General features: G+C 64.4%; 20 protein-coding genes. 18 read left to right on the forward strand and 2 right to left on the reverse strand.

Annotated features, from left to right (window positions below):
- Positions 1-8: 8 nt before the first annotated feature.
- The 7 genes from sucD to FDW81_RS11785 all read left to right on the forward strand — a co-directional run bounded on the left by sucD (position 9) and on the right by FDW81_RS11785 (position 7,033).
- Entirely contained in the window at positions 9-911 is a 903-nt protein-coding gene (gene sucD / locus FDW81_RS11755) for a succinate--CoA ligase subunit alpha (protein WP_138134373.1), read from the forward strand.
- Between the two features lie 224 nt (positions 912-1,135).
- A complete protein-coding gene (locus tag FDW81_RS11760; RefSeq protein ID WP_138134374.1) occupies positions 1,136-1,825 on the forward strand; it encodes a GntR family transcriptional regulator in 690 nt (229 codons plus the stop codon).
- Positions 1,826-1,963: 138 nt separating this feature from the next.
- Positions 1,964-2,962 carry a sugar phosphate isomerase/epimerase gene (locus FDW81_RS11765; protein ID WP_138134375.1) on the forward strand — a complete coding sequence of 333 codons (999 nt, stop codon included), beginning with the start codon at positions 1,964-1,966 and terminating at the stop codon, positions 2,960-2,962.
- Positions 2,963-3,004: 42 nt separating this feature from the next.
- On the forward strand, positions 3,005-4,726 hold the full coding sequence (locus tag FDW81_RS11770) for a dihydroxyacetone kinase family protein (protein ID WP_138134376.1): 1,722 nt from the start codon (positions 3,005-3,007) through the stop codon (positions 4,724-4,726).
- Positions 4,727-4,738: 12 nt separating this feature from the next.
- Positions 4,739-5,233 (forward strand): ribose-5-phosphate isomerase, encoded by a 495-nt coding sequence (locus FDW81_RS11775; protein WP_138134377.1) that lies wholly within the window; start codon positions 4,739-4,741, stop codon positions 5,231-5,233.
- A complete protein-coding gene (locus FDW81_RS11780) occupies positions 5,230-6,183 on the forward strand; it encodes a 3-hydroxyacyl-CoA dehydrogenase family protein (RefSeq protein ID WP_138134378.1) in 954 nt (317 codons plus the stop codon). The genes FDW81_RS11775 and FDW81_RS11780 overlap by 4 nt, the downstream gene beginning before the upstream one ends.
- A gap of 52 nt (positions 6,184-6,235) precedes the next feature.
- Complete coding sequence (locus tag FDW81_RS11785; protein WP_138134379.1) at positions 6,236-7,033, forward strand: triose-phosphate isomerase family protein; 798 nt, start codon at positions 6,236-6,238, stop codon at positions 7,031-7,033.
- Here the strand turns inward: FDW81_RS11785 and FDW81_RS11790 are convergent.
- Complete coding sequence (locus FDW81_RS11790) at positions 6,991-7,473, reverse strand: SRPBCC family protein (RefSeq protein ID WP_138134380.1); 483 nt, start codon at positions 7,471-7,473, stop codon at positions 6,991-6,993. The two genes, FDW81_RS11785 and FDW81_RS11790, sit on opposite strands and share 43 nt — an antisense overlap.
- A 16-nt stretch (positions 7,474-7,489) precedes the next feature.
- Positions 7,490-7,831 carry a helix-turn-helix transcriptional regulator gene (locus FDW81_RS11795; protein ID WP_138134381.1) on the reverse strand — a complete coding sequence of 114 codons (342 nt, stop codon included), beginning with the start codon at positions 7,829-7,831 and terminating at the stop codon, positions 7,490-7,492.
- Between the two features lie 149 nt (positions 7,832-7,980).
- Here FDW81_RS11795 and FDW81_RS11800 point away from each other — a divergent pair, with 149 nt between their 5' ends.
- From FDW81_RS11800 to FDW81_RS11850, 11 genes are all read left to right on the forward strand, one after another.
- Positions 7,981-8,385, forward strand: a complete 405-nt coding sequence (locus FDW81_RS11800) for a tautomerase family protein (RefSeq protein ID WP_138134382.1) — start codon at positions 7,981-7,983, stop codon at positions 8,383-8,385.
- A gap of 184 nt (positions 8,386-8,569) precedes the next feature.
- On the forward strand, positions 8,570-9,607 hold the full coding sequence (gene iolC, locus FDW81_RS11805) for a 5-dehydro-2-deoxygluconokinase (RefSeq protein WP_138134383.1): 1,038 nt from the start codon (positions 8,570-8,572) through the stop codon (positions 9,605-9,607).
- The gene (locus tag FDW81_RS11810; protein ID WP_138134384.1) at positions 9,604-10,539 is read left to right on the forward strand and encodes a deoxyribose-phosphate aldolase; all 936 of its coding nucleotides are present in this window, start codon (positions 9,604-9,606) and stop codon (positions 10,537-10,539) included. Before iolC ends, FDW81_RS11810 begins: the two co-directional genes overlap by 4 nt.
- 32 nt (positions 10,540-10,571) lie before the next feature.
- The gene (iolD, locus tag FDW81_RS11815; protein WP_138134455.1) at positions 10,572-12,524 is read left to right on the forward strand and encodes a 3D-(3,5/4)-trihydroxycyclohexane-1,2-dione acylhydrolase (decyclizing); all 1,953 of its coding nucleotides are present in this window, start codon (positions 10,572-10,574) and stop codon (positions 12,522-12,524) included.
- Positions 12,525-12,558: 34 nt separating this feature from the next.
- Positions 12,559-14,073 (forward strand): CoA-acylating methylmalonate-semialdehyde dehydrogenase, encoded by a 1,515-nt coding sequence (locus tag FDW81_RS11820; RefSeq protein ID WP_138134385.1) that lies wholly within the window; start codon positions 12,559-12,561, stop codon positions 14,071-14,073.
- Positions 14,074-14,097: 24 nt separating this feature from the next.
- A complete protein-coding gene (locus FDW81_RS11825) occupies positions 14,098-15,009 on the forward strand; it encodes a sugar phosphate isomerase/epimerase (RefSeq protein WP_138134386.1) in 912 nt (303 codons plus the stop codon).
- Between the two features lie 33 nt (positions 15,010-15,042).
- Entirely contained in the window at positions 15,043-16,056 is a 1,014-nt protein-coding gene (locus FDW81_RS11830; protein WP_138134387.1) for a Gfo/Idh/MocA family protein, read from the forward strand.
- Between the two features lie 79 nt (positions 16,057-16,135).
- A complete protein-coding gene (locus FDW81_RS11835; RefSeq protein ID WP_138134388.1) occupies positions 16,136-17,011 on the forward strand; it encodes a sugar phosphate isomerase/epimerase family protein in 876 nt (291 codons plus the stop codon).
- Positions 17,008-18,456 carry a sugar porter family MFS transporter gene (locus FDW81_RS11840; RefSeq protein ID WP_138134389.1) on the forward strand — a complete coding sequence of 483 codons (1,449 nt, stop codon included), beginning with the start codon at positions 17,008-17,010 and terminating at the stop codon, positions 18,454-18,456. Before FDW81_RS11835 ends, FDW81_RS11840 begins: the two co-directional genes overlap by 4 nt.
- Before the next feature lie 266 nt (positions 18,457-18,722).
- The gene (locus FDW81_RS11845; RefSeq protein WP_138134390.1) at positions 18,723-19,718 is read left to right on the forward strand and encodes a substrate-binding domain-containing protein; all 996 of its coding nucleotides are present in this window, start codon (positions 18,723-18,725) and stop codon (positions 19,716-19,718) included.
- Between the two features lie 63 nt (positions 19,719-19,781).
- Entirely contained in the window at positions 19,782-20,840 is a 1,059-nt protein-coding gene (locus FDW81_RS11850; protein WP_138134391.1) for an ABC transporter permease, read from the forward strand.

A 20,840-nucleotide genomic window follows, 5' to 3' on the forward strand; every position in this document is an offset into this window, starting at 1 on the left:
GACGCACCATGTCTATTTATCTGAACAAGGACTCCAAGGTCATCGTCCAGGGCATTACCGGCGGCGAAGGCACCAAGCACACGGCCCTGATGCTGAAGGCCGGCACCAACATTGTGGGTGGCGTCAACGCCCGCAAGGCCGGCACCACCGTCCTGCATGGTGACAAGGAAATCACCGTCTTTGGCACCGTGAAGGAAGCCATGGCAGAGACCGGCGCCGACGTCTCCATCGTCTTCGTGCCGCCGGCATTCACCAAGGCCGCAGTGGTGGAGGCCATCGAGGCCGGCATCGGCCTGGTGGTTGTCATCACCGAAGGCGTTCCCGTCCAGGACTCCGCTGAATTCTGGGCCCTCGCCCAGTCCAAGCTGGACGCCGACGGCAACCAGGTCACCCGCATCATCGGCCCGAACTGCCCCGGCATCATCACCCCCGGTGAAGCACTGGTGGGCATCACCCCCGCCAACATCACCGGCAAGGGCCCCATCGGCCTCGTCTCCAAGTCGGGAACCCTGACCTACCAGATGATGTACGAGCTGCGCGACCTGGGCTTCTCCACCGCCATCGGCATCGGCGGCGACCCCATCATCGGCACCACGCACATCGACGCCCTGGCCGCGTTCGAGGCTGATCCCGAGACCAAGGCGATCGTGATGATTGGCGAAATCGGCGGCGATGCCGAAGAGCGTGCCGCCGACTTCATCAAGGCCAACGTCACCAAGCCGGTTGTTGGCTACGTCGCCGGCTTCACCGCCCCCGAAGGCAAGACCATGGGCCACGCAGGCGCCATCGTCTCCGGTTCCGCCGGTACCGCCCAGGCCAAGAAGGAAGCCCTCGAAGCTGCCGGCGTCAAGGTCGGCAAGACGCCTTCCGAGACCGCCAAGCTGCTGCGCGAGGTCTACGCAGCCCTTTAGCACCGGCGCATCGAAACGCGGGGCCGTTCCAGCCCTTCCCTGACGGGAGGGAAGCAGGAGCGGCCCCGCGTTGGTGTTTAACCCGCTAAGACGCTAAAGGCACGACGGCGGACTGGCAGCTTGCGTCCCGCAGTGCGACTGCGGTGGGCTGCACCTGCAACATCAGGCGCGCGAGCCAGGCGGTAGCGCGCACCCGGAATACCTTCCCGCTATAGGATTTCTACATGGCAACCAAGGATCAGGCCTCAGGCGGCGTGAGCAGGCAGGTCCTCGCCGACCACGTTTACGAGGCCCTCCTTGTTGCCTTGATGGATGGGAGGCTCGAGGCCGGAACGCCCGTAAGTATCGACGGGATGGCGCGGGAGCTGGACGTTTCACCCACCCCCGTGCGCGAGGCGCTTGCCCGTTTGGAGGCTACCGGCATGGTCCGGCGGATGGCCCTGAGGGGGTACCGGGTGGCGCCGCTGTTCTCTCCGGATGAGTTGGCCGACCTGATGGATGCCCGATTGGTCATCGAACCGGCCAATGCCTTCATGGCCTGCAAGCATGCTGATTTGACGTTGACCGCCCAGTTGACGGAGGCTATCGAGGACCTGAAGGCAGCTCCCAGAGGGCCGTCCTTCTCGGAGTTCCGTGCCTACTGGGAGGCTGACGAGCGCTTCCACCGGCTCATTGCGGAGTCAGCTGACAACCAGTTCCTGCTGTCCGCATACAACGCGCTGGGCGGCCAGGTGCAGCGTTTCCGCTTCTTCGGCGGCCTCGGCGTGACGGATGCCGACTTCGCCATTGCTGAACACACCGAGATCCTCCGGGCTTTTGAAGCAGGTGACGCCGACCTCGCGCGGCAGAAGATGATCGACCATATCGAGGGCGTTAAACAGCGCTCGCAGCACGATAGCCAATTGCGCAGCTAGCAGCAGTCCGCTCGCGCCACAGGGCAGCCCGGCCCTTCTTTTTCATCCACCTTCCGGCCAGGAGGCAAAGAAAACCCTTGACAGTCCTAGGGTTCGACGTAGATCCTATAGGAAATGTGATCATAATTTGGAGTGACAATGCCGTACACCGCTGAAGACTGGCCCATCGCCGCCGCCCTGCTGCAGTTCCCGGGCACCAGGCCGGACGGAACCCTTGTCCAGGACGCTGCCCCCGGCGACTGGCAGCGCGTTTTCGAAGAAGTTGCTGATGCTGGTTTCACGAATGCCGACCTGACTGACAGCTGGATCCGCCCGGGTGACCTCACCCCGGCCCGGCTTGATGAACTCGCCACCGCGGCCCGCACTGCCGGACTTGGGCTTCCCTCCATCTCCGCCATTCGCCGCAGCGTGATCGAAGAAGGCCGCTGGGAGGAAAACCTGGCCTACACGCACCGCACCCTTGAGGCTGCAGCACAGCTCGGTTGCGAGGTTGTCTCGATCGGCCTGCACCAGGCCATTACTCCCGAGCAGCAGAAGCAGCTCTGGTTCTGGACGGTGGAAGGCCACAAGGACCCTGCAGGGGACAAGGAAACCTGGAACAACGCTGTCACCCGCATCCGGGAAGTCGGCAAGCACGCAGCCGAACTCGGGCTCCTGGTATCGCTGGAAATGTACGAGGACACCTACCTTGGCACTGCGGACTCATCGGTGCAGCTGGTCCAGGACATCGACCTGCCCAACGTCGGCCTGAACCCCGACCTCGGCAACCTGATCCGCCTGCACCGCCCCATCGAGGACTGGCGCGAACTCGTTCACAAGACGCTGCCGTATTCCAACTACTGGCACGTCAAGAACTACATTCGCGACGAGGACCAGGCCAGGAATTACTACGTCGCCATGCCGGCTCCGATGGAATACGGCCTCATCAGCTACCGCGAGGCTTTCCAGTTCGCCCTCTCGGTCGGCTTCCAGGGCATCATCTGCACCGAGCACTATGGCGGCGACGGACTGAGTGTCTCGGCCGCCAACCAAAACTACCTGCGCCGGCAGGTCCTGCCCAAGCGCGACGGCTACGTCCTGGGCAGCAGCCTAGTGGCCCAGGGGCGGCAGGCGCCTGCGGCCGTCCCCGCACGCTAAGCGGCAGCATCCCAACCGACCCAACCGGTTCAACGAGGAATCATGACAAAGATATTTGACGATCCAGGGCAGTTCGCGGACGAGGCCCTGGACGGCTTCGTGGCGGCAAACAGCCAGTACGTGGCACGGGTTGACGGCGGCGTTGTCCGCGCCACCGAATTTCCCGCGGGCCAGGTGGCATTGGTCATCGGCGGCGGATCCGGCCACTACCCGGCCTTTGCGGGCCTGGTGGGTGCCGGGCTTGCTGCCGGAAGCGCCTGCGGCAACATGTTCGCTTCCCCCTCAGCGGGGCAGGTGTACCGCGTTGCCAGGGCGTCCCAGGCCGGCGGCGGTGTCCTCCTCAGCTACGGCAACTACGCAGGCGACGTCCTCCACTTCGGCCAGGCGCAGGAGAAACTGAACGCTGAAGGCATTGAAACCCGGACTGTTCTGGTCACTGATGACATCGCCAGTGCGCCCCTCGAGGAGATCGGCAAGCGCCGCGGCATCGCCGGCGACCTCACGGTCTTCAAAGTTGCCGGTGCAGCGGCCGAGGCCGGGCTTGACCTGGACGAGGTGGAGCGGCTTGCCATCAAGGCCAACCACCACACCCGTTCCCTCGGCGTGGCCTTCGCCGGTTGCACCCTGCCCGGAGCAACCGAGCCCCTGTTCACTGTACCGGAGGGCATGATGTCGGTGGGACTCGGCATCCACGGCGAACCGGGTATCTCCGAACAGCCCCTGCCCAGCGCCAGTGAGCTGGCGCAGCTCCTGGTGGACGGGCTGCTGAAGGACAAGCCCGAAACCGCAGGCCGCAGGGTGGTGCCCATCCTCAATGGGCTTGGAACGGTCAAGTACGACGAACTGTTCCTGCTGTTCGGCAAGATCGAGGCCCTCCTGACCGCTGCCGGACTGGAGATCGTCGAGCCGGAATGCGGTGAACTGGTGACCAGCCTGGACATGTCCGGCTTGTCCCTGACGCTGTTCTGGCTGGACGGGGAACTGGAAAAGTTCTGGGCCGCGCCGGCTGACACTCCTGCATTCCGCAAAGGCAGCCTCGCGCCACGCCGCGCCCGCTCAATCGAGTCCCTGGCCGAGACCGGAACCATGCCGGCGCTGGCCGCCAGCCCGGCGTCGATGGCCATCGCCACCACGGCACTGGAAGCGCTGAAGGAGGCGCGTGCCGTCGTCGTGGAACACGAGGAGGCACTCGGGAAGCTGGACGCCATCGCGGGGGACGGCGACCACGGCATCGGCATGCGCCGCGGGGTGGATGCCGCCGTGGCCGCCGCTGAAAAGTCCCATGCCGCCGGTGCGGGACTCGAGGAACTCCTCGCCGCGGCGGGAGAGCAATGGGCCGAGCGCGCGGGCGGCACCTCCGGAGCCCTCTGGGGCGCGGCCGTCACCGCCGTCGGACGGACCCTTGGGAGCAAGGACGCGTACACTGCCGCCGACGCAACCGCTGCCGTCAACGCCCTGCGCGACGCCATCGTCACCCTCGGCAAGGCCGAGGCGGGAGATAAAACCATGGTGGACGCACTGCTTCCGTTCGCTGACACCTTCACCAAGGCAATTGACGACGGCGGCAGCCTGGCCGGGAGTCTTTGTGCAGCAGCGGAGGCTGCAGCACGAGCCGCTGACGCCACTGCCGACCTCACCCCGAAAAAAGGCCGCGCGCGGCCACTGGCAGAGAAGAGCCTCGGCCATCCGGACCCCGGCGCCGTGTCGTTCGGACTCATCGCAAGCCGGGTGGCTGACTACGCCGCCTCGATCGAAAGCCGTTAGAAGGAGAACCCCATGACTGAGCAAACCCAGCCAGGCTGGCGCATCGTCGTCGGCAACGACGAAGCGGGCGTCGAATACAAGAACGCGCTGCGCGAACTGCTGGAGGCGGACCCCCGCGTTGCCTCGGTGGAGGACGTAGGAGTGGCTTCCAATGACGCCACCGCCTACCCGCACCTGGCCGTCGCCGCGGCCCGAAAGGTAGCCTCCGGGGAAGCGGACCGGGCCCTGCTGATCTGCGGAACCGGGCTCGGCGTCGCGATTTCAGCGAACAAAGTGCCTGGAATCCGTGCTGTTACAGCCCACGACAGCTACTCGGTGGAACGCTCCGTGCTGTCCAACAACGCACAGGTTTTGACGATGGGCCAGCGTGTGATCGGCCTGGAACTGGCCAAGAAGCTCGTGGGCGAGTGGCTGGACCACCGCTTCGACGAAAACTCCGCATCCGCGGCAAAAGTAGAAGCCATCTCCTCCTACGAGGACGCGTCGGAAGGACTTGAGGACAAATGACCACCCGTAACATCGCCGTTATTGGCTCCGGCTACATGGGCGGCGGGATCGCGCAGGTCCTGGCCCTCGCCGGAGCCCGTGTGGCCCTGGCCGACGTCTCCGCCGAGGTGGCGCAAAGCAACTACGAACGCCTGCTGAAGGAATCCGACGAATTTGTCGCGGCCGGCCTGTTCCCGGCCGATGCCACCGAACGCCTCAAGGAAAACCTCTGGGCAGCCAAGGACATCGAAGAAGCAGTGGCGGACGCCGAATACATCGAGGAGGCAGTGCCGGAGGTCCTGGAGATCAAGCACGGCACCCTGGGCCGGATCAGCGCCGCCGCCCGCCCCGATGCCATCATCGGCTCCAACACCTCCACCATCTCCATCGCCAAGCTGGCCGAAGTGGTGGAGAACCCGGAGCGGTTTTTGGGCGTCCACTTTTCCAACCCGGCACCCTTCATCCCGGGTGTGGAGGTCATTCCGCACGGGGGTACTTCCGAAGCCACGGTCCAGGCCGCCCGCGAGATCGTGGGGGAGACGGGCAAAGAGACGGCCACCGTCAAGGATGTCACCGGCTTCGTGCTGAACCGGCTCCAGTACGCACTCTTCCACGAGGCCGCCCAGGTGGTGGAGGAAGGCATCGCCACCGCCGAGGACGTGGACACCCTGGTGCGCACCACCTTCGGCTTCCGGCTGCCGTTCTTCGGACCGTTCGCCATTGCGGACATGGCCGGACTGGACGTGTACGCCTTCTGCTACAAGTCACTGCAGACCGGCTTCCCGGAGCGGTTCGCCACCCCGCGGATCCTCCAGGAGAAGGTCGACGCCGGGCAGTTGGGTACCAAGACCGGGTCCGGCTTCCTCGACGTCCCGGCCGAAAGGACCGCAGCCCTGGTGGCCTACCGGAACAAGGCGTACGTCGCCATGCAAAAGCTCATCGAGGAACTGGGACCGGCACCCCTGACCTAGGGCAAGGCCTATCAACGCAGCCACCGCCGCAACAACCCACCCAAGGAAACCGATGAGTACCTCCGGCAGCAGCGGCACCACCTACGTCGGTGTCAGCACCAAGATGTATCTGGGTTACCAGGCAAGCCTGCGCTGGCTGTCGGAGGTGCGCTCACTGGTGGACGCGAGGCCAGGACTGGGCAACGGTTCCCCGGTCCGGGTCTTCGTCATCCCCTCCTTCCCGGTCCTGGAACCTGCCGCACGGATCCTGGCCGGCTCACCCGTGCTCCTGGGAGCACAGAACTGCGCATGGGGGGACGGACCCCTGACGGGGGAGGTCAGTCCCGGCATGCTGGCTGAACTCGGCGTCTCGCTGGTGGAGATCGGCCATGCCGAACGGCGAAGGTTCTTTGGCGAGGACGACTCCGTCGTTGCGCGCAAGGTGCGTGCCGTCGTCGACCATTCCCTGACTCCGCTGCTCTGCGTCGGTGAGCCGGAGATGCTCGACGCCGGTGCTGCGGCAGACTTCTGCCTGGGGCAGGTCCGCGCTGCCACCGGCAGCGACCCGGCCCTGCTTCGCAGGATGGTCCTGGCCTACGAACCGGTCTGGGCGATCGGGGCGGACCAGCCGGCCGCCCCGCAGCACGTGAATAGTGTCCTCACGCTCATCCGCTCCGCGCTGCAGCCGTTCTGTCCGGTCATCTACGGCGGCAGTGCAGGTCCTGGACTGCTGCCGCAACTAACGGCTTCGGACGGACTTTTTCTGGGCCGCTTTGCGCACGATGCGCCGAACCTCGGCCGCGTGCTGGATGAAGCCCTCGGCCTGCGTCACACCGGCGCTCCAGCCAGCAATTCCTCGAGCCGCTCGTAGCCTTCGCTTAGGCCGCCCTCCATCCCGGACTGCGCCATCCCGTCACGGGCCTCTATGCTGGGGTAGACGGAGTGGCCGCGAAGCCTGGTACGCCCGTTGCCCAGGTCTTCAAACGACATGAACTCCAGGCTGACGATGTCCGGGTAGCCGCCGAACTCGAACGTCTGGATGGCGAACTCGTTCTCGCGGACGGTGTGGAAGATGCCCCTGAACTCGTAGGGAACCCCTTCCGGGCCGGTATGGAGGTAGCTGTAGCTTCCCCCGGTCCGGAAATCGTAGTGGTCAACATTCATCTTGTAGCCCCTCGGGCCCAGCCACTGGACAAGAAGGTCCGGTTCTTTGTGCGCGCGGAACACATCCGCCACCGGGAAATCGAACTCACGTTCGTAATCGATGAAGGGGACGCCCGCAGGAACGCTGAGTTTCAGGGAATTGTTCATGATGACTCCTTGGACATTAGTCGCTGCTGTCCGCAGCGTTTGATCTGAGTACGGCGTCGAGGCTGCGGAACTGTCCTTCACGGACCAACCTGTACTGGTCGATCCAGGCGGTCAGTGCCTCCAGCCGCGCCGGGTTCAGGTGCACGGGCCTGCGCTGGGCATCCCTGGTTCGGGTCACCAGCTGTGCCTGCTCGAGTACCTGGATGTGCTTGGAGACCGCCTGCTTGGAGATCTCGAACGGTTCTGCCAATTCGTTCACAGTGGCCGGGCCCCGGCTGAGCCGGGCAATAATGCTCCGCCGCACGGGATCGGCCAAGGCCATGAAAGCCGAGTCCAGTGCCGCACTTTCAGAGCCCATTACCTGTACCTTCTTGGTCAACCTTTTCTTTTATCAACCTTTCGGTTGTTTAAAGGTAAGCCCGGCGGTGGCCCTTTTCAAGCCTTCGACTCTTGTTTTCTCAAAAAGGGCTTTGTTAGTATGTCAGTACAAACTTTCAAAGGAGAACCGTGCCACTTGTACGCATCGACATCAATAAAGGACGAAGCGCCCAGGAGCTTCAGCAGCTGAGTCGGGGGATCCATGACGCGATCCTCGCCGAATACGGCATCCCGGAGCGCGACTACTTCCACATCCTTACCGAACACCCGGAGGGGCAAATTTTCGCCCAGGATGCAGGACTGGGTTTTGAGCGGACCGGCGGGGTGGTGATGATTCAAATCTTCACGCAGGGCGGGCGGTCCCAGGAAGCCAAGCAGCGCCTGTTTTCCGCGGTGGCTGAAAAGCTTTCCGAGGTGGGCGTGGCCGGCGAGGACGTCTTCATCGGTTACGTGGAAAACACCGCCGGCGACTGGTCATTCGGCTATGGCCGCGCCCAGTACGTCACGGGCGAGCTGGCGGTTCCCAAAAAGTAGCAGCCGGCCCGCTGTTGGGGGCGGACTGGAAGTAAAAGTTGCGTTGTAAGCATGTCAGTACAAACCTTTGACAGGACATTGAATTTCGGGCAAAGTAGTGCGTGTGGCCCCCGCCACGGCCTGCCAGTCCGGAACTGTTGCCGCAAAGGTTTTGAGTTCCACATCAGAAAGGTCCACGATTACCGTGACCCACGAGCTTCTTACGATCGGGCGCATCAGCGTTGATATCTACCCGAACGACATCGGGGTTGGCCTGGAGGATGTTACGTCCTTTGGCAAGTACCTGGGCGGATCACCGTCCAATGTGGCTGTGGCGGCTGCCCGGCATGGCCGCCGCACCGGTGTGATCACCCGCACCGGGGATGACCCCTTCGGCACTTACCTGCACCGCGAACTGGAAAAGTTCGGCGTGGACGATTCGTTCGTCACCCCGGTGCCGGGACTGCAGACGGCGGTCACGTTCTGCGCGATCAAGCCGGCGACGGACGAGTTCCCGCTTTACTTCTATGGGCGTTTTCCTACTGCTCCGGACCTGCAGATCAGGGCTGAAGAGCTTGCCCTTGACGCCATCCGTGAGGCCCGGATTTTCTGGTCCACAGTGACGGGCCTGTGCCAGGAGCCGAGCCGCGAGGCGCACATCAAGGCCCACGGGGCCCGTCCCCGCACCGGCCTGGCCGAGGGCCAGTTCACCATCCTTGACCTCGACTACCGGCCCATGTTCTGGGCCTCGGAGGAAGAGGTGCGGGCCGAGGTCGCCAAGGTCCTGCCACATGTCACGGTCGCCATCGGCAATGACAAGGAGTGCGCCGTGGCGGTCGGGGAGGGAACCCCTGACGAGCAGGCGGACAGGCTGCTGGCCGCAGGCGTGGAGATCGCCGTCGTCAAGCTTGGCCCGGAGGGCGTCATGGCCAAGACGCGCATGGAGCGCGTGGTTTCCGCCCCGGTCCCCGTTGAGACAGTCAATGGCCTGGGCGCCGGAGATTCCTTCGGCGGGGCCTTCTGCCACGGGCTGCTGTCCGGGTGGCCGCTTGCCCAGGTCCTCGATTACGCGAATGCCGCAGGCGCCATTGTCGCCTCCCGCCTGTCCTGCGCGGATGCCATGCCGACGCCGGACGAGGTCACCTCGCTGTTGGCCGAACGCGGCCGCAATGTTCCGGGCACTGCCCCCGGCTCAGCGACTGCCTCCGCCCCGCAGCTTGCCACCGAAGGAGCAGCACTGTGACACTCACCCCCATCGCTTCGAACCACGCCGTTGATGACGATCCCCGCCGTTATGAGCACCTCAGCACCGTCCGGCTGGAAGACCCGGAAGCTGTGGCACGCGCCGCCAAGGCCCGTCGCCGCCACGCGGGGGTCAAGGCCGGCCGGCAGAACTTCATTGTCGCGGCTGACCACCCGGCCCGCGGCGCCCTCGCCGTCGGAAATGATCCGGTGGCCATGGCTGACCGCCGGCAGCTGCTGGACCGGCTGCAGATCGCACTGGCCAATCCTGCTGTAGACGGCATCCTGGCCTCCCCGGACATCATGGACGACCTGCTCCTGCTGGGCGCTCTGGACGGCAAACTGGTGTTCGGCTCGATGAACCGCGGCGGGCTGTCCGGCCTGGTCAACGAGATCGATGACCGCTTCACCGGCCACACTGCAGCCGCGCTGGAAGCCCTGGGCGCAGACGGCGGCAAGATGCTGACCCGCATCTGCCTGGGTGACCCGGACACGGTGGTCACCCTTGAGGCGACGGCCAAGGCAATCGATTCGCTCGCCGAGCGGAAGCTGATCGCCATGGTGGAGCCGTTCCTGTCGGTCCGCGAAAACGGCAGGGTCCGAAACGACCTGTCCACTAACGCGGTGATCAAGTCGATCGCCATTGCCGAGGGCCTGGGTTCCACGAGCGCCTACACCTGGATGAAGCTGCCGGTGGTTGCGGAGATGGAACGCGTCATGGCTGCCACCACCATGCCCACCGTCCTGTTGGGCGGCGACCCGGAAGGAACCCAGGACGAGGTCTTTGCCAGCTGGCAGGCCGCCCTGGCATTGCCCGGCGTGCAGGGACTCACTGTGGGCCGCACCCTTCTCTACCCGGCTGACGGGAACGTCGCCGGCGCCGTCGCCACAGCAGCCTCGTTGCTGAACCACACCGCAGAAGTATCGGAGTAACACCCATGGCATCAGTACAGGGAACCCGCCGCATGACGGTGGCCCAGGCCGTCGTCGAATACCTTTCCAAGCAGTACACCGTGGACTCCATTAACGGCGTCGAATACCGTGAACGGCTCATTCCGGGCACGTTCGGTATCTTCGGGCACGGCAACGTGGCCGGTGTGGGCCAGGCGCTGAAGCAGTACCAGCAGCTGGATCCGGCCATCATGCCGTACTACCAGGGCCGGAACGAGCAGGCCCAGGTACACCAGGCCGTGGGGTACGCACGGCACACGCGCCGCCGCCAGACGTTCGCGGTCAGCACCTCGATCGGTCCAGGGTCCTCCAACCTGCTGACGGGTGCGGCTTTGGCCACCACCAACCGGCTCCCTGTGCTGCTGCTGCCCTCCGACACGTTCGCCACCCGCGCCGCAGACCCGGTGCTGCAGCAGCTGGAGCAGCCCTACGCGTACGACATCACCGTCAATGACGCGTTCCGGCCGCTGTCCAAATTCTTCGACCGGGTGTCCCGGCCCGAGCAGCTGTTCTCCGCGTTCCACCACGGCCTCCGGGTCCTGACGGACCCGGCAGAGACCGGCGCGGTGACCATTTCGCTGCCGCAGGACGTCCAGGCCGAGGCCTTCGACGTGCCCGAGGAGTTCCTGGCCGAGCGCGAGTGGCGGATCCGCCGCCCCGACGCGGACGACGACGACATCGCCCGTGCCGCAGAGGCCATTCGGAGTGCCAGGCGGCCGCTGATTATTGCCGGCGGCGGTGTCCTCTACGCCTACGCGAACGACGAACTGGCAAAGTTCGTTGAGCTGACCGGCATCCCTGTGGGCTACACCCAGGCCGGCGTCGGCGTCCTGCCCTGGGACCACCAGCATTCTTTGGGTGCCATCGGCTCCACCGGCACGACGGCGGCCAACGCCATCGCTGCCGAAGCGGACCTGATCATCGGCATCGGCACCCGCTACGAGGACTTCACCACCGCGTCCCGCACCGCCTTCCAGAACCCGGACGTGAAGTTCGTCAACATCAACGTCGCACCCATCGACGCGTACAAGCACGGCACCACGCTGCCGATCGTCGCCGACGCCCGCAAGACACTGGTCAAGCTGAACGCCGTCCTGGGCGGCTACCGCGTCGGCGCCGACCTTGAGCAGAAGGTAGCCGCGGAGAAGAAGCGCTGGAACGCCACAGTGGACGAGGCGTTCGACACCCGCCACACCCCGCTGCCGGCGCAGAACGAGATTATCGGGGCCACCTCCCGTGCCATGGACGCCCGCGACGTGGTGATCTGCGCGGCAGGTTCGCTGCCCGGCGACCTGCACAAGATGTGGCGCGTCCGGGATCCGTTTGGCTACCACGTGGAGTACGCCTACTCCTGCATGGGGTATGAAATCCCCGGTGGGCTCGGCGTCAAGCGCGCCGCCCTGGCCGAAGCCGCAGCAAGCACGACGGCGGCAGGCACGGGACGCGCGGACGTGCGGGACGTCGTCGTGATGGTTGGGGACGGCTCCTACCTGATGATGCACACTGAACTGGTTACCGCGGTCGCCGAACGCATCAAGCTGATCGTGGTGCTCATCCAGAACCACGGCTACGCCTCCATCGGATCCCTCTCCGAAATGCTCGGCTCGCAGCGGTTCGGCACCCAGTACCGGGCACTGAACGAGGAACAGCACAGCTTCGATGAGGGCGAGACCCTGCCGGTGGACCTGGCCCTGAACGCCGAGTCCCTGGGCGTGAAGGTCATCCGGATCGAACCGGGGGAGAAGGTCATCGCCGAACTCGAACAGGCCATCCGCGACGCCAAGGCAGCCCCCGAAGGCTCCGGGCCTATCCTGATCCACGTCGAATCCGACCCGCTCCTGGACGCACCGTCCTCGGAATCCTGGTGGGACGTGCCCGTCTCCCAGGTCTCCGAACTGGAATCCACCCGGCAGGCGTACCAGAACTACACCGAGCACAAGTCACGCCAGCGCAAACTGCTCGGCTAAAACCCCCTTTCCACCACTCAAGGAAGAGTCCCCCATGACTGCCACCACCACTGAGGCCACCGTCATCAACCACTTCATCAACGGCGCTGAGACCGCAGGCGTTGGTGACCGCACCACGTCCGTGTACAACCCGGCCACCGGCAAGGTCACCGCAGAACTGCGCCTGGCCAACCGTGCCGACCTAGAGACCGCTGTTGCCGCCGCCCGCAGGGCCGCCGACACCTGGGGCGACATCTCGCTGGCCAAGCGCACCGCGGTGCTGTTCAAGTTCCGCGAGCTCGTCGCCTCCCACGTGGAGGAGCTGGCCCAGCTGGTAACGGCCGAGCACGGCAAGGTCCTCTCCGACGCAAAGGGCGAGATCGGCCGCGGCCTGGAAGTCATCGAATACGCGTGCGGGATCCCCACCCTGCTCAAGGGCGACTACTCGGACCAGGTCTCAACCGGCATCGACGTGTTCAACTTCCGTGAACCACTCGGCGTGGTCGCCGGCATCACGCCGTTCAACTTCCCGGTCATGGTCCCGCTGTGGATGGCACCCATGGCGATCGCCACCGGCAACGCCTTCATCCTCAAGCCCTCCGAGCGCGACCCTTCCGCCTCCCTGCTGCTGGCCAAGCTGTGGAAGCAGGCCGGCCTGCCCGACGGCGTGTTCCAGGTTCTGCACGGCGACAAGGAAACCGTGGACGGACTGCTGACCCACCCGGACGTGGACGGCATCTCCTTCGTCGGCTCCACCCCGATCGCCCAGTACGTCCACGAAACCGCCACCAAGCACGGCAAGCGCGTCCAGGCCCTTGGCGGGGCGAAGAACCACGCCATCGTCATGCCCGACGCCGACCTGGACAACGCCGCCGACCACCTTGCCGCCGCAGCGTTCGGTTCCGCCGGTGAACGCTGCATGGCCATTTCCGTCGCCGTCGCCGTCGGGGATGCTGCCGACCTGATCGTCAAGAAGGTTGAAGAGCGCGCCCTGGCCGTGAAGGTCAACAACGGCACCGCCCCGGACGCGGAAATGGGCCCGGTCATCACCCCTGCCTCCAAGGAACGGATCGTCAGGATCGTCACCGAAGCCGAAGCCGCGGGCGCTGCGATGGTGGTGGACGGCCGCGACTTCGTGGTCCCCGGCCACGAAGACGGCTTCTGGGTGGGACCCACCGTCATCGACCACGTCAAGACTGAGATGTCCGCCTACCAGGAGGAGATCTTCGGCCCCGTCCTCGTGGTGGTCCGCGTCGACACCCTGGAAGACGGCATCAAGCTCATCAACGCCAACCCCTACGGCAACGGCACCGCCATCTTCACCTCCTCCGGCGCTGCGGCGCGGAAGTTCCAGCGCTCCGTGACCGTAGGGATGATCGGCATCAACGTGCCGCTGCCGGTGCCGGTGGCCTACCACTCCTTCGGCGGCTGGAAGGCATCCCTTTTCGGCGACAAGCACATCTACGGCCCCGAAGGCGTCTCCTTTTACACCCGCGGCAAAGTCATCACCTCCCGCTGGCCCGAAACCCACCACGCCTCCGGCGCCTCCTACAACTTCCCCTCCAACTAGTACTGGAAGAAAGACAACGCTGTCATGACTGAGAACAAACTGATCATCGGCACGGCGCCGGACTCCTGGGGTGTCTGGTTCGCAGACGACCCCAAGCAGACCCCGTGGGAACGCTTCCTCGACGAAGTGGCCGAGTCCGGCTACAAGTGGATTGAACTGGGCCCGTACGGCTACCTGCCCACGGACCCCGCCCGCCTGGCCGAGGAGCTCAAGCAGCGCGACCTCAAAATCTCCGCCGGCACCGTCTTCACCGCTTTCCACCGTGGCCTGGACCAGTGGGAAACCGCGTGGGAACCGGCCCGCAAGGTGGCTGAACTCACTGCGGCCATGGGCGGGGAGCACATCGTTGTCATTCCGGCAATGTGGCGTGACGACGTCACCGGCGAGGCAGTCGAAAGCGGAACATTGAGCGGGAAGGCCTGGGACGACCTGTTCGCCGGCCACAACCGGCTGGGCAAGACCCTGCTGGAGGACTTTGGCCTGAAGCAGCACTTCCACTCGCACGCGGACTCCCACGTGGGTGCGCAGGAGGACATCGAAAGCCTCCTCGGCGCAACTGATCCCCAGTACCTCAACCTCTGCCTGGACACCGGCCACGCCGAATACTGCGGGGCATCCAGCCTGGAGCTGATCAAGAACTACCCGGACCGGATCGGCTACCTGCACCTGAAGCAGATCAACCCGGAGATCCTCAAGAAGGTGAACGAGGAAAACATGACCTGGGCCGCCGCCAACCTGGCCGGCGTCATGACCGAGCCGCCGAACGGCCTGCCTGACCTCCGCGCGGTCATCGAAGCCGTGGAGGGCCTGAACCGGCCCATCTTCGGCATCGTGGAGCAGGACATGTACCCCGTAGCGTTCGACGTGCCCATGCCCATCGCCAAGCGGACCCGCAACTACCTGCTGTCCTGCGGCTCGCACACCGTCGTCAGCTGACCTCACCCACCACAGACACCAAAGGACAGAACAATGACTGAAACACTCCGCGTAGCCGTCATCGGCGCCGGGCGCATGGGAGCCGACCACATCCAGCGCCTCAACAAGCGCATCCACGGAGCCGAAGTGGCCGCCGTCGTGGACGTTGACCTGGCCCGCGCGCAGGCCGCCATCAAAGGCATCCCGGGCGCCGTGGCGCTCGCCGATGCCGAGGAGGCCCTCAACAACGGCGACGTCAACGCGGTGCTGATCGCCACCCCCGGCTTCCTGCATGAGGACATCCTGTTCAAGGCCCTCGCCAAGGACATCCCCATCCTCTGTGAAAAGCCCCTGACGCCAGACGCCCAGTCCGCCTGGAAAGTTGTCCAGGCAGAGGTGGAACTGGGACACAAGCGCATCCAGGTGGGCTTCATGCGCCGCTTCGATGCCGAGTACGCCGCGCTGGGCGGGATCATCAGGAACGGTGAACTGGGCGAGCTGCTGATGCTGCACCACCAGCACCGCAACCCCAGCACCCCGGAGGGCTTCACCAACGAGATGCTCATCAACGACTCCGTGGTGCACGAGTTTGACGCCATCCGGTATTTCACCGGTGAGGAAATTACCAGCATTCAGGTCCGTCTGGGGAAGGCCACCAGGAACGCCCCGGCCGGCCAGCATGACCCGCAGCACGTCCTGCTGGAAACCGAGTCCGGCGTCCTGGCCGACGTCGAAATCTTCGTGAACGCTAAATTCGGCTACGAAGTGGCCACGCAGGCCTCCTTCGAAGAGGGCATTGTCAGCATCGGCGGCGACAAGGGACCCTACACCCGCAGCGCCGGCCACTGGGGCGGCAACGTGACCCCCGGCTTCGAGGAGCGCTTCGGCGCGGCCTACGACGTCGAAATCCAGTCATGGGTGGACGCCGCCCTCAAGGGTGAAATCGGCGGCCCTACCGCCTGGGACGGCTACGCTACGGCAGCCTGCTGTGAAGCCGGCGTGGAAGCACAGAAGAACGGTGAAAAGGTGGCCGTGAATCTGGCGCCCAAGCCAGACCTTTACAAGTAGGACAGGTGAAAGGGGACGGAGGGCCATTCGTCCCCTTTCCCATGTCTGCCCCTGACTGATCCACAACGGAGTGTTTAACTTGAAAATCGCACTTGACCCCACACCTTTCCACCACTCCCACAGCCTGCTGGAGTTTCCCAAGGTGGTAGCGGACCTCGGCTACAAGTACATGCAAATGACGCCGCACGCGGACTTCATCCCGTTCTACAACCACCCGAAGGCCGACGACGAACTGGTGGGCCAGCTCAGCAAGGCCTGCAAGGACGCAGGGATTGAGATTGCCTCTGTCCTGCCCGTACTCCGCTGGTCCGAGCCGGACGAAGACGCGCGCGAAGCTGCCGTCCGCTACTGGAAGCGGGCCATCCAGATCACCGTGGACCTGGGCGTCAGCACGATGAACACCGAATTCAGCGGACGGCCGGAAAAGGCCGAGGAATCCGAGCGGGCGTTCTACCGCTCCATGGAGGAACTGCTGCCCATTATTGAGCGGGAGGGCATCGACCTGCTGATCGACCCGCACCCGGACGACTTCGTGGAGGAGGGCCTCGCCGCCATCCGCGTGATCCGTGGCCTGAACTCCAGGAATGTGGGCATGGTTTACGTGGCCTCGCACAGCTTCCACATGAAGGACTCGCCCCTGGACATCATGCGCGCCGCGGGGGACAAGCTGCGCCTGGTCCACGTGGCCGACACCATGAACCACCACGCCTCGCACGGCCTGCGGTACATCACCAACCCGCCGGGCAATCCTGTCCGCGTCCACCAGCACCTGAAGATCGGCGACGGCGACGTCAACTGGGACGAGTTCTTCGGCGGCCTGAAGGAAATCGGCTTCCTGGACCGGGACAACAGTGTCATGGTGTCCAGTGTCTTCGCCGAGGACGAAAAGGCCCAGGACGTCTCCCGGTACCAGCTGGAGACCATGAAACAGTACGTCCAAAAGGTCAGCGCATGAGTTCCCCTGTCCCGTCCGGCACCGCCTCCGGTACCGCCCAGGTGCCCGGGAACCACAAAAGGGCCCTGCGGACCGTCACGATCATCTCCACGTTCGGCGGCCTGCTCTTCGGTTACGACACGGGCGTGATCAACGGTGCGCTGCCGTACATGCAGGAGGATCTGGGCCTCACCCCGCTGACGGAAGGCCTGGTGACGTCCTCCCTGCTGTTCGGTGCGGCCTTCGGTGCCCTCTTTGGCGGACGGCTTGCGGACCGCAACGGCCGGCGCAGAATGATCATGGTCCTTGCCGTGGTCTTCCTTCTGGGCACGCTCGCCTGCACCTTTGCACCCAGCACAGAAGTCATGATCGCCGCCAGGTTCGTGCTGGGGCTCGCCGTCGGCGGCGCCTCGGTCACGGTGCCCGTGTACCTGGCGGAAGTGTCGCCAAGCGCGCGGCGCGGACGGATCGTCACGCAGAACGAGCTGATGATCGTCACGGGCCAGTTGCTGGCGTTCATCTTCAACGCCTACCTCGGCAACACCTTCGGTGAGTCCGGCGGCATCTGGCGGTGGATGCTGGTTATCGCCACCCTTCCCGCCATCGCGCTGTGGATCGGGATGAACTTCATGCCCGAAAGCCCGCGCTGGCTCGCCTCCATGGGCAGCTTCGGCGAAACCCTCAGCGTGCTCCAGCGCATCCGTTCTCAGGCCGATGCACGCACGGAGTTCGAAGAGGTCAAGGCCATGGCCGTCGAGGACTATAAGTCCAAAATGGGTTCCTGGAAGGACCTGGGGATTCCATGGCTCCGCCGGATCTTCTTTGTGGGCCTCGGCCTTGCGGTGATCCAGCAGATCACCGGCGTGAACTCGATCATGTATTACGGCACCCAGATCCTGGCGGAGTCCGGATTCGGCCGGGAGGCGGCACTGACGGCGAACATCGCGAATGGCGTGATCTCGGTGCTGGCCACATTCGTGGGAATTTGGCTCCTCGGCAAGGTGGGACGCCGGCGGATGCTGATCACCGGACAGGTGGGGACGACGACGGCACTCCTCCTGATCGGGCTCTTCTCGCTGATTCTGCCGGAAGGCTCTGTCCGCGGTTTCGTGATCCTCTCGCTCACAGTAACGTTCCTGGCGTTCCAGCAGGGCGCTATCTCACCCGTGACGTGGCTGATGCTGTCAGAGATCTTTCCGCTGAAGATCCGCGGCCTGGGCATGGGCGCGTCTGCCTTCGTGCTTTGGATTGTGAATTTCCTGGTGGGCTTCGGCTTCCCCCAGCTCCTGGCTGCGATCGGGCTTTCCAACACGTTCTTCGTGTTCGCCGTGCTGGGTGTTGGTGCCATAGCCTTCGCAGCCAAGTACGTCCCGGAAACCAAGGACAAGAGCCTTGAGGACCTGGAGCACTACTTCAAGAACATCACACCCGGGAAGCACGAGGTTCACGTGAGCCAGCGCGCCTAGCTGCCCCGCAATCAACCCTGATGCCCCGTCGAGACTGTTCCCGGCGGGGCATTTTTGTGCGCCGGTAGTCCTTCTGGGGGAGGCCAGGCGGCGGCCCGGAACCGGCACGAGCTCGACACAAAACAGGCTTTCCCACGTCAGAACATGCTGATGACAGGACAAAGTGTTGACTTTTGTGAGTCCGGTCACGATGATTTTGTATAAAGGCTGGTGAACGGGCGTAAGGAAGCGTGCTGTTCGGCCCGAGAAATCGAAGGAGATTTATCGTGAAGAAGTTTTCCTGGCGGAAGGCCGCTATCCTCGCCGCGGTCGTCCCAATGGTGGCGCTCAGCGCCTGCTCAAGTGAAGGCGGCCGTTCAACCGAAGACAATAATGCAGCCGGCGGAGGCCAGGTTGCCACCACCGAGCGCATGAAAATCGCCCTGATCACCCACGCCGCTCCGGGAGACACGTTCTGGGACATCGTCCGCAAGGGGGCCGAGGAGGCCGCCGCGAAGGACAATGTCGAACTGCTCTACACTTCCGACCCCGAAGGCGGACGCCAGGCACAGCTGATCCAGCAGGCGATTGACCAGGAGGTAGATGGCATTGCCGTGACATTGGCCAAGCCGGATGCGTTGAAGGACTCCCTGAAGAAGGCTAAAGACGCCGGAATTCCCGTGGTCAGCCTCAATGCCGGCGAAACGGTTTCTGCCCAGTTGGGCGCTTTCACCCACTTCGGGTCCAATGAAAAGCTCGCCGGCGCGGCCGTCGGAATGAAGCTCAGTGAACTGGGCCTCAAGCGCCCCATCTGTGTTATCCAGGAGCAGGGGCACGTGGGTCTGGAAGCCCGCTGCGCTGGGGTTAAGGAAAAGGTGGCCGCAACGGAGATTCTGTACGTTCCCGGTACCGACATGGCCCAGGTCTCCTCTACGGTTACCGCAAAACTCCAGGCTACTGCTGATGCCGATGCCATCATTGGCTTGGGTGCGCCCTATACGTTGACCATCCTGAAGGCCGTGAACGGCGCCGGCAGCAAGGCCAAGGTGGCCTCCTTCGACATGAACCCTGAGCTCGCCCAGAAGATCGCTGACGGGGATGTCATTTTCACCGTCGACCAGCAGCCATGGCTGCAGGGCTATGGCGCAATTGATTCTCTGTGGCAGGCCAAGCGCGGCGGCTTCACTATCGGCGGCGGGCAGCCTGTGCTGACCGGCCCCTCAATTGTCGATCAGGCAACTGCTCCCGCCGTCCTCGAGTTTGCTAAGGAGGGTGTCCGCTAGGACACCCCTCCAACCGGTCCGCGGCCGCAGGCCGCGGATCCGGTCCTAGGTAGGAGAATCATCATGACCATCACCCAAAGTGTCACCAAGCCCCCGGCGCTGCGCGACGAACGCGTCACCAAGCGCAACCCCTTCCAGAAACTCCTGGCACGTCCCGAAGTGGGCGCCCTCGTCGGCGCAATCGTCCTCTTCGTCTTCTTCGCCTCCGTTTCGCAGACATTCATCCAGCCGAACGCCTTCGCCACAGTGCTCTACGGCAGCTCCACCATCGGCATCATGGCCGTTGGAGTGTCGCTGCTGATGATCGGCGGAGAGTTCGACCTTTCCACCGGTGTCGCCGTGATCAGCTCCGCCCTGACGGCCTCGATGTTCAGCTGGTACTTCAGCATGAACGTCTGGGTCGGCGTGGTCCTGGCCCTCGTCGTGTCCCTGGGCATCGGCTTCATCAACGGCTGGATCCTGATGAAGACCAAGCTGCCGAGCTTTATCGTCACCCTCGCAACATTCCTGATGCTGACTGGCCTAAACCTCGGCCTGACCCGCATGATCGGCGGTGGCGTATCCTCCCCATCGATCTCCAGCATGGATGGTTACCAGGCCGCCCGCGCCATCTTTGCCTCCTCGGTCAACATCGCCGGCGTGGACGTCAACAACACGGTCTTCATCTGGATCGCGCTGGTCGCCGTGGCGTCCTGGGTACTGCTGCGCACCAAGGTGGGCAACTGGATCTTCGCCGTCGGCGGTGACGCGAACGCTGCACGCGCTGTGGGCGTTCCTGTCAAAGCCACCAAGATCGGCCTCTTCATGGCCGTCGGTTTCTGCGCCTGGGTCCTGGGCATGCACAACCTGTTCGCTTTCGACGCCGTGCAGTCCGGTGAGGGCGTGGGCAACGAATTCCTCTACATCATCGCTGCGGTCATCGGCGGCTGCCTGCTTACCGGCGGCTACGGCTCGGCGGTCGGCGGGGCTATCGGTGCCTTCATTTTCGGCATGGCCAACAAGGGCATCGTCTACGCCCAGTGGAACCCTGACTGGTTCAAGTTCTTCCTGGGCCTGATGCTGCTCCTGGCCACCATCGTGAACCTGTACGTCAAGCGCCGCGCAGACGCGAGTAAGGGCTGA

This window comes from Pseudarthrobacter sp. NamB4, from assembly GCF_005796185.1.
Taxonomy (GTDB): domain Bacteria; phylum Actinomycetota; class Actinomycetes; order Actinomycetales; family Micrococcaceae; genus Arthrobacter.

Excerpts from the sequence above, each read along its gene's own strand:
- sucD (WP_138134373.1), top strand. The coding sequence starts at position 9 with ATGTCTATTTATCTGAACAAGGACTCCAAGGTCATCGTCCAGGGCATT.
- FDW81_RS11760 (WP_138134374.1), top strand. The coding sequence starts at position 1,136 with ATGGCAACCAAGGATCAGGCCTCAGGCGGCGTGAGCAGGCAGGTCCTC.
- FDW81_RS11765 (WP_138134375.1), top strand. The coding sequence starts at position 1,964 with ATGCCGTACACCGCTGAAGACTGGCCCATCGCCGCCGCCCTGCTGCAG.
- FDW81_RS11770 (WP_138134376.1), top strand. The coding sequence starts at position 3,005 with ATGACAAAGATATTTGACGATCCAGGGCAGTTCGCGGACGAGGCCCTG.
- FDW81_RS11775 (WP_138134377.1), top strand. The coding sequence starts at position 4,739 with ATGACTGAGCAAACCCAGCCAGGCTGGCGCATCGTCGTCGGCAACGAC.
- FDW81_RS11780 (WP_138134378.1), top strand. The coding sequence starts at position 5,230 with ATGACCACCCGTAACATCGCCGTTATTGGCTCCGGCTACATGGGCGGC.
- FDW81_RS11785 (WP_138134379.1), top strand. The coding sequence starts at position 6,236 with ATGAGTACCTCCGGCAGCAGCGGCACCACCTACGTCGGTGTCAGCACC.
- FDW81_RS11790 (WP_138134380.1), bottom strand. The coding sequence starts at position 7,473 with ATGAACAATTCCCTGAAACTCAGCGTTCCTGCGGGCGTCCCCTTCATC.
- FDW81_RS11795 (WP_138134381.1), bottom strand. The coding sequence starts at position 7,831 with ATGGGCTCTGAAAGTGCGGCACTGGACTCGGCTTTCATGGCCTTGGCC.
- iolD (WP_138134455.1), top strand. The coding sequence starts at position 10,572 with ATGACGGTGGCCCAGGCCGTCGTCGAATACCTTTCCAAGCAGTACACC.
- FDW81_RS11820 (WP_138134385.1), top strand. The coding sequence starts at position 12,559 with ATGACTGCCACCACCACTGAGGCCACCGTCATCAACCACTTCATCAAC.
- FDW81_RS11825 (WP_138134386.1), top strand. The coding sequence starts at position 14,098 with ATGACTGAGAACAAACTGATCATCGGCACGGCGCCGGACTCCTGGGGT.
- FDW81_RS11830 (WP_138134387.1), top strand. The coding sequence starts at position 15,043 with ATGACTGAAACACTCCGCGTAGCCGTCATCGGCGCCGGGCGCATGGGA.
- FDW81_RS11840 (WP_138134389.1), top strand. The coding sequence starts at position 17,008 with ATGAGTTCCCCTGTCCCGTCCGGCACCGCCTCCGGTACCGCCCAGGTG.
- FDW81_RS11850 (WP_138134391.1), top strand. The coding sequence starts at position 19,782 with ATGACCATCACCCAAAGTGTCACCAAGCCCCCGGCGCTGCGCGACGAA.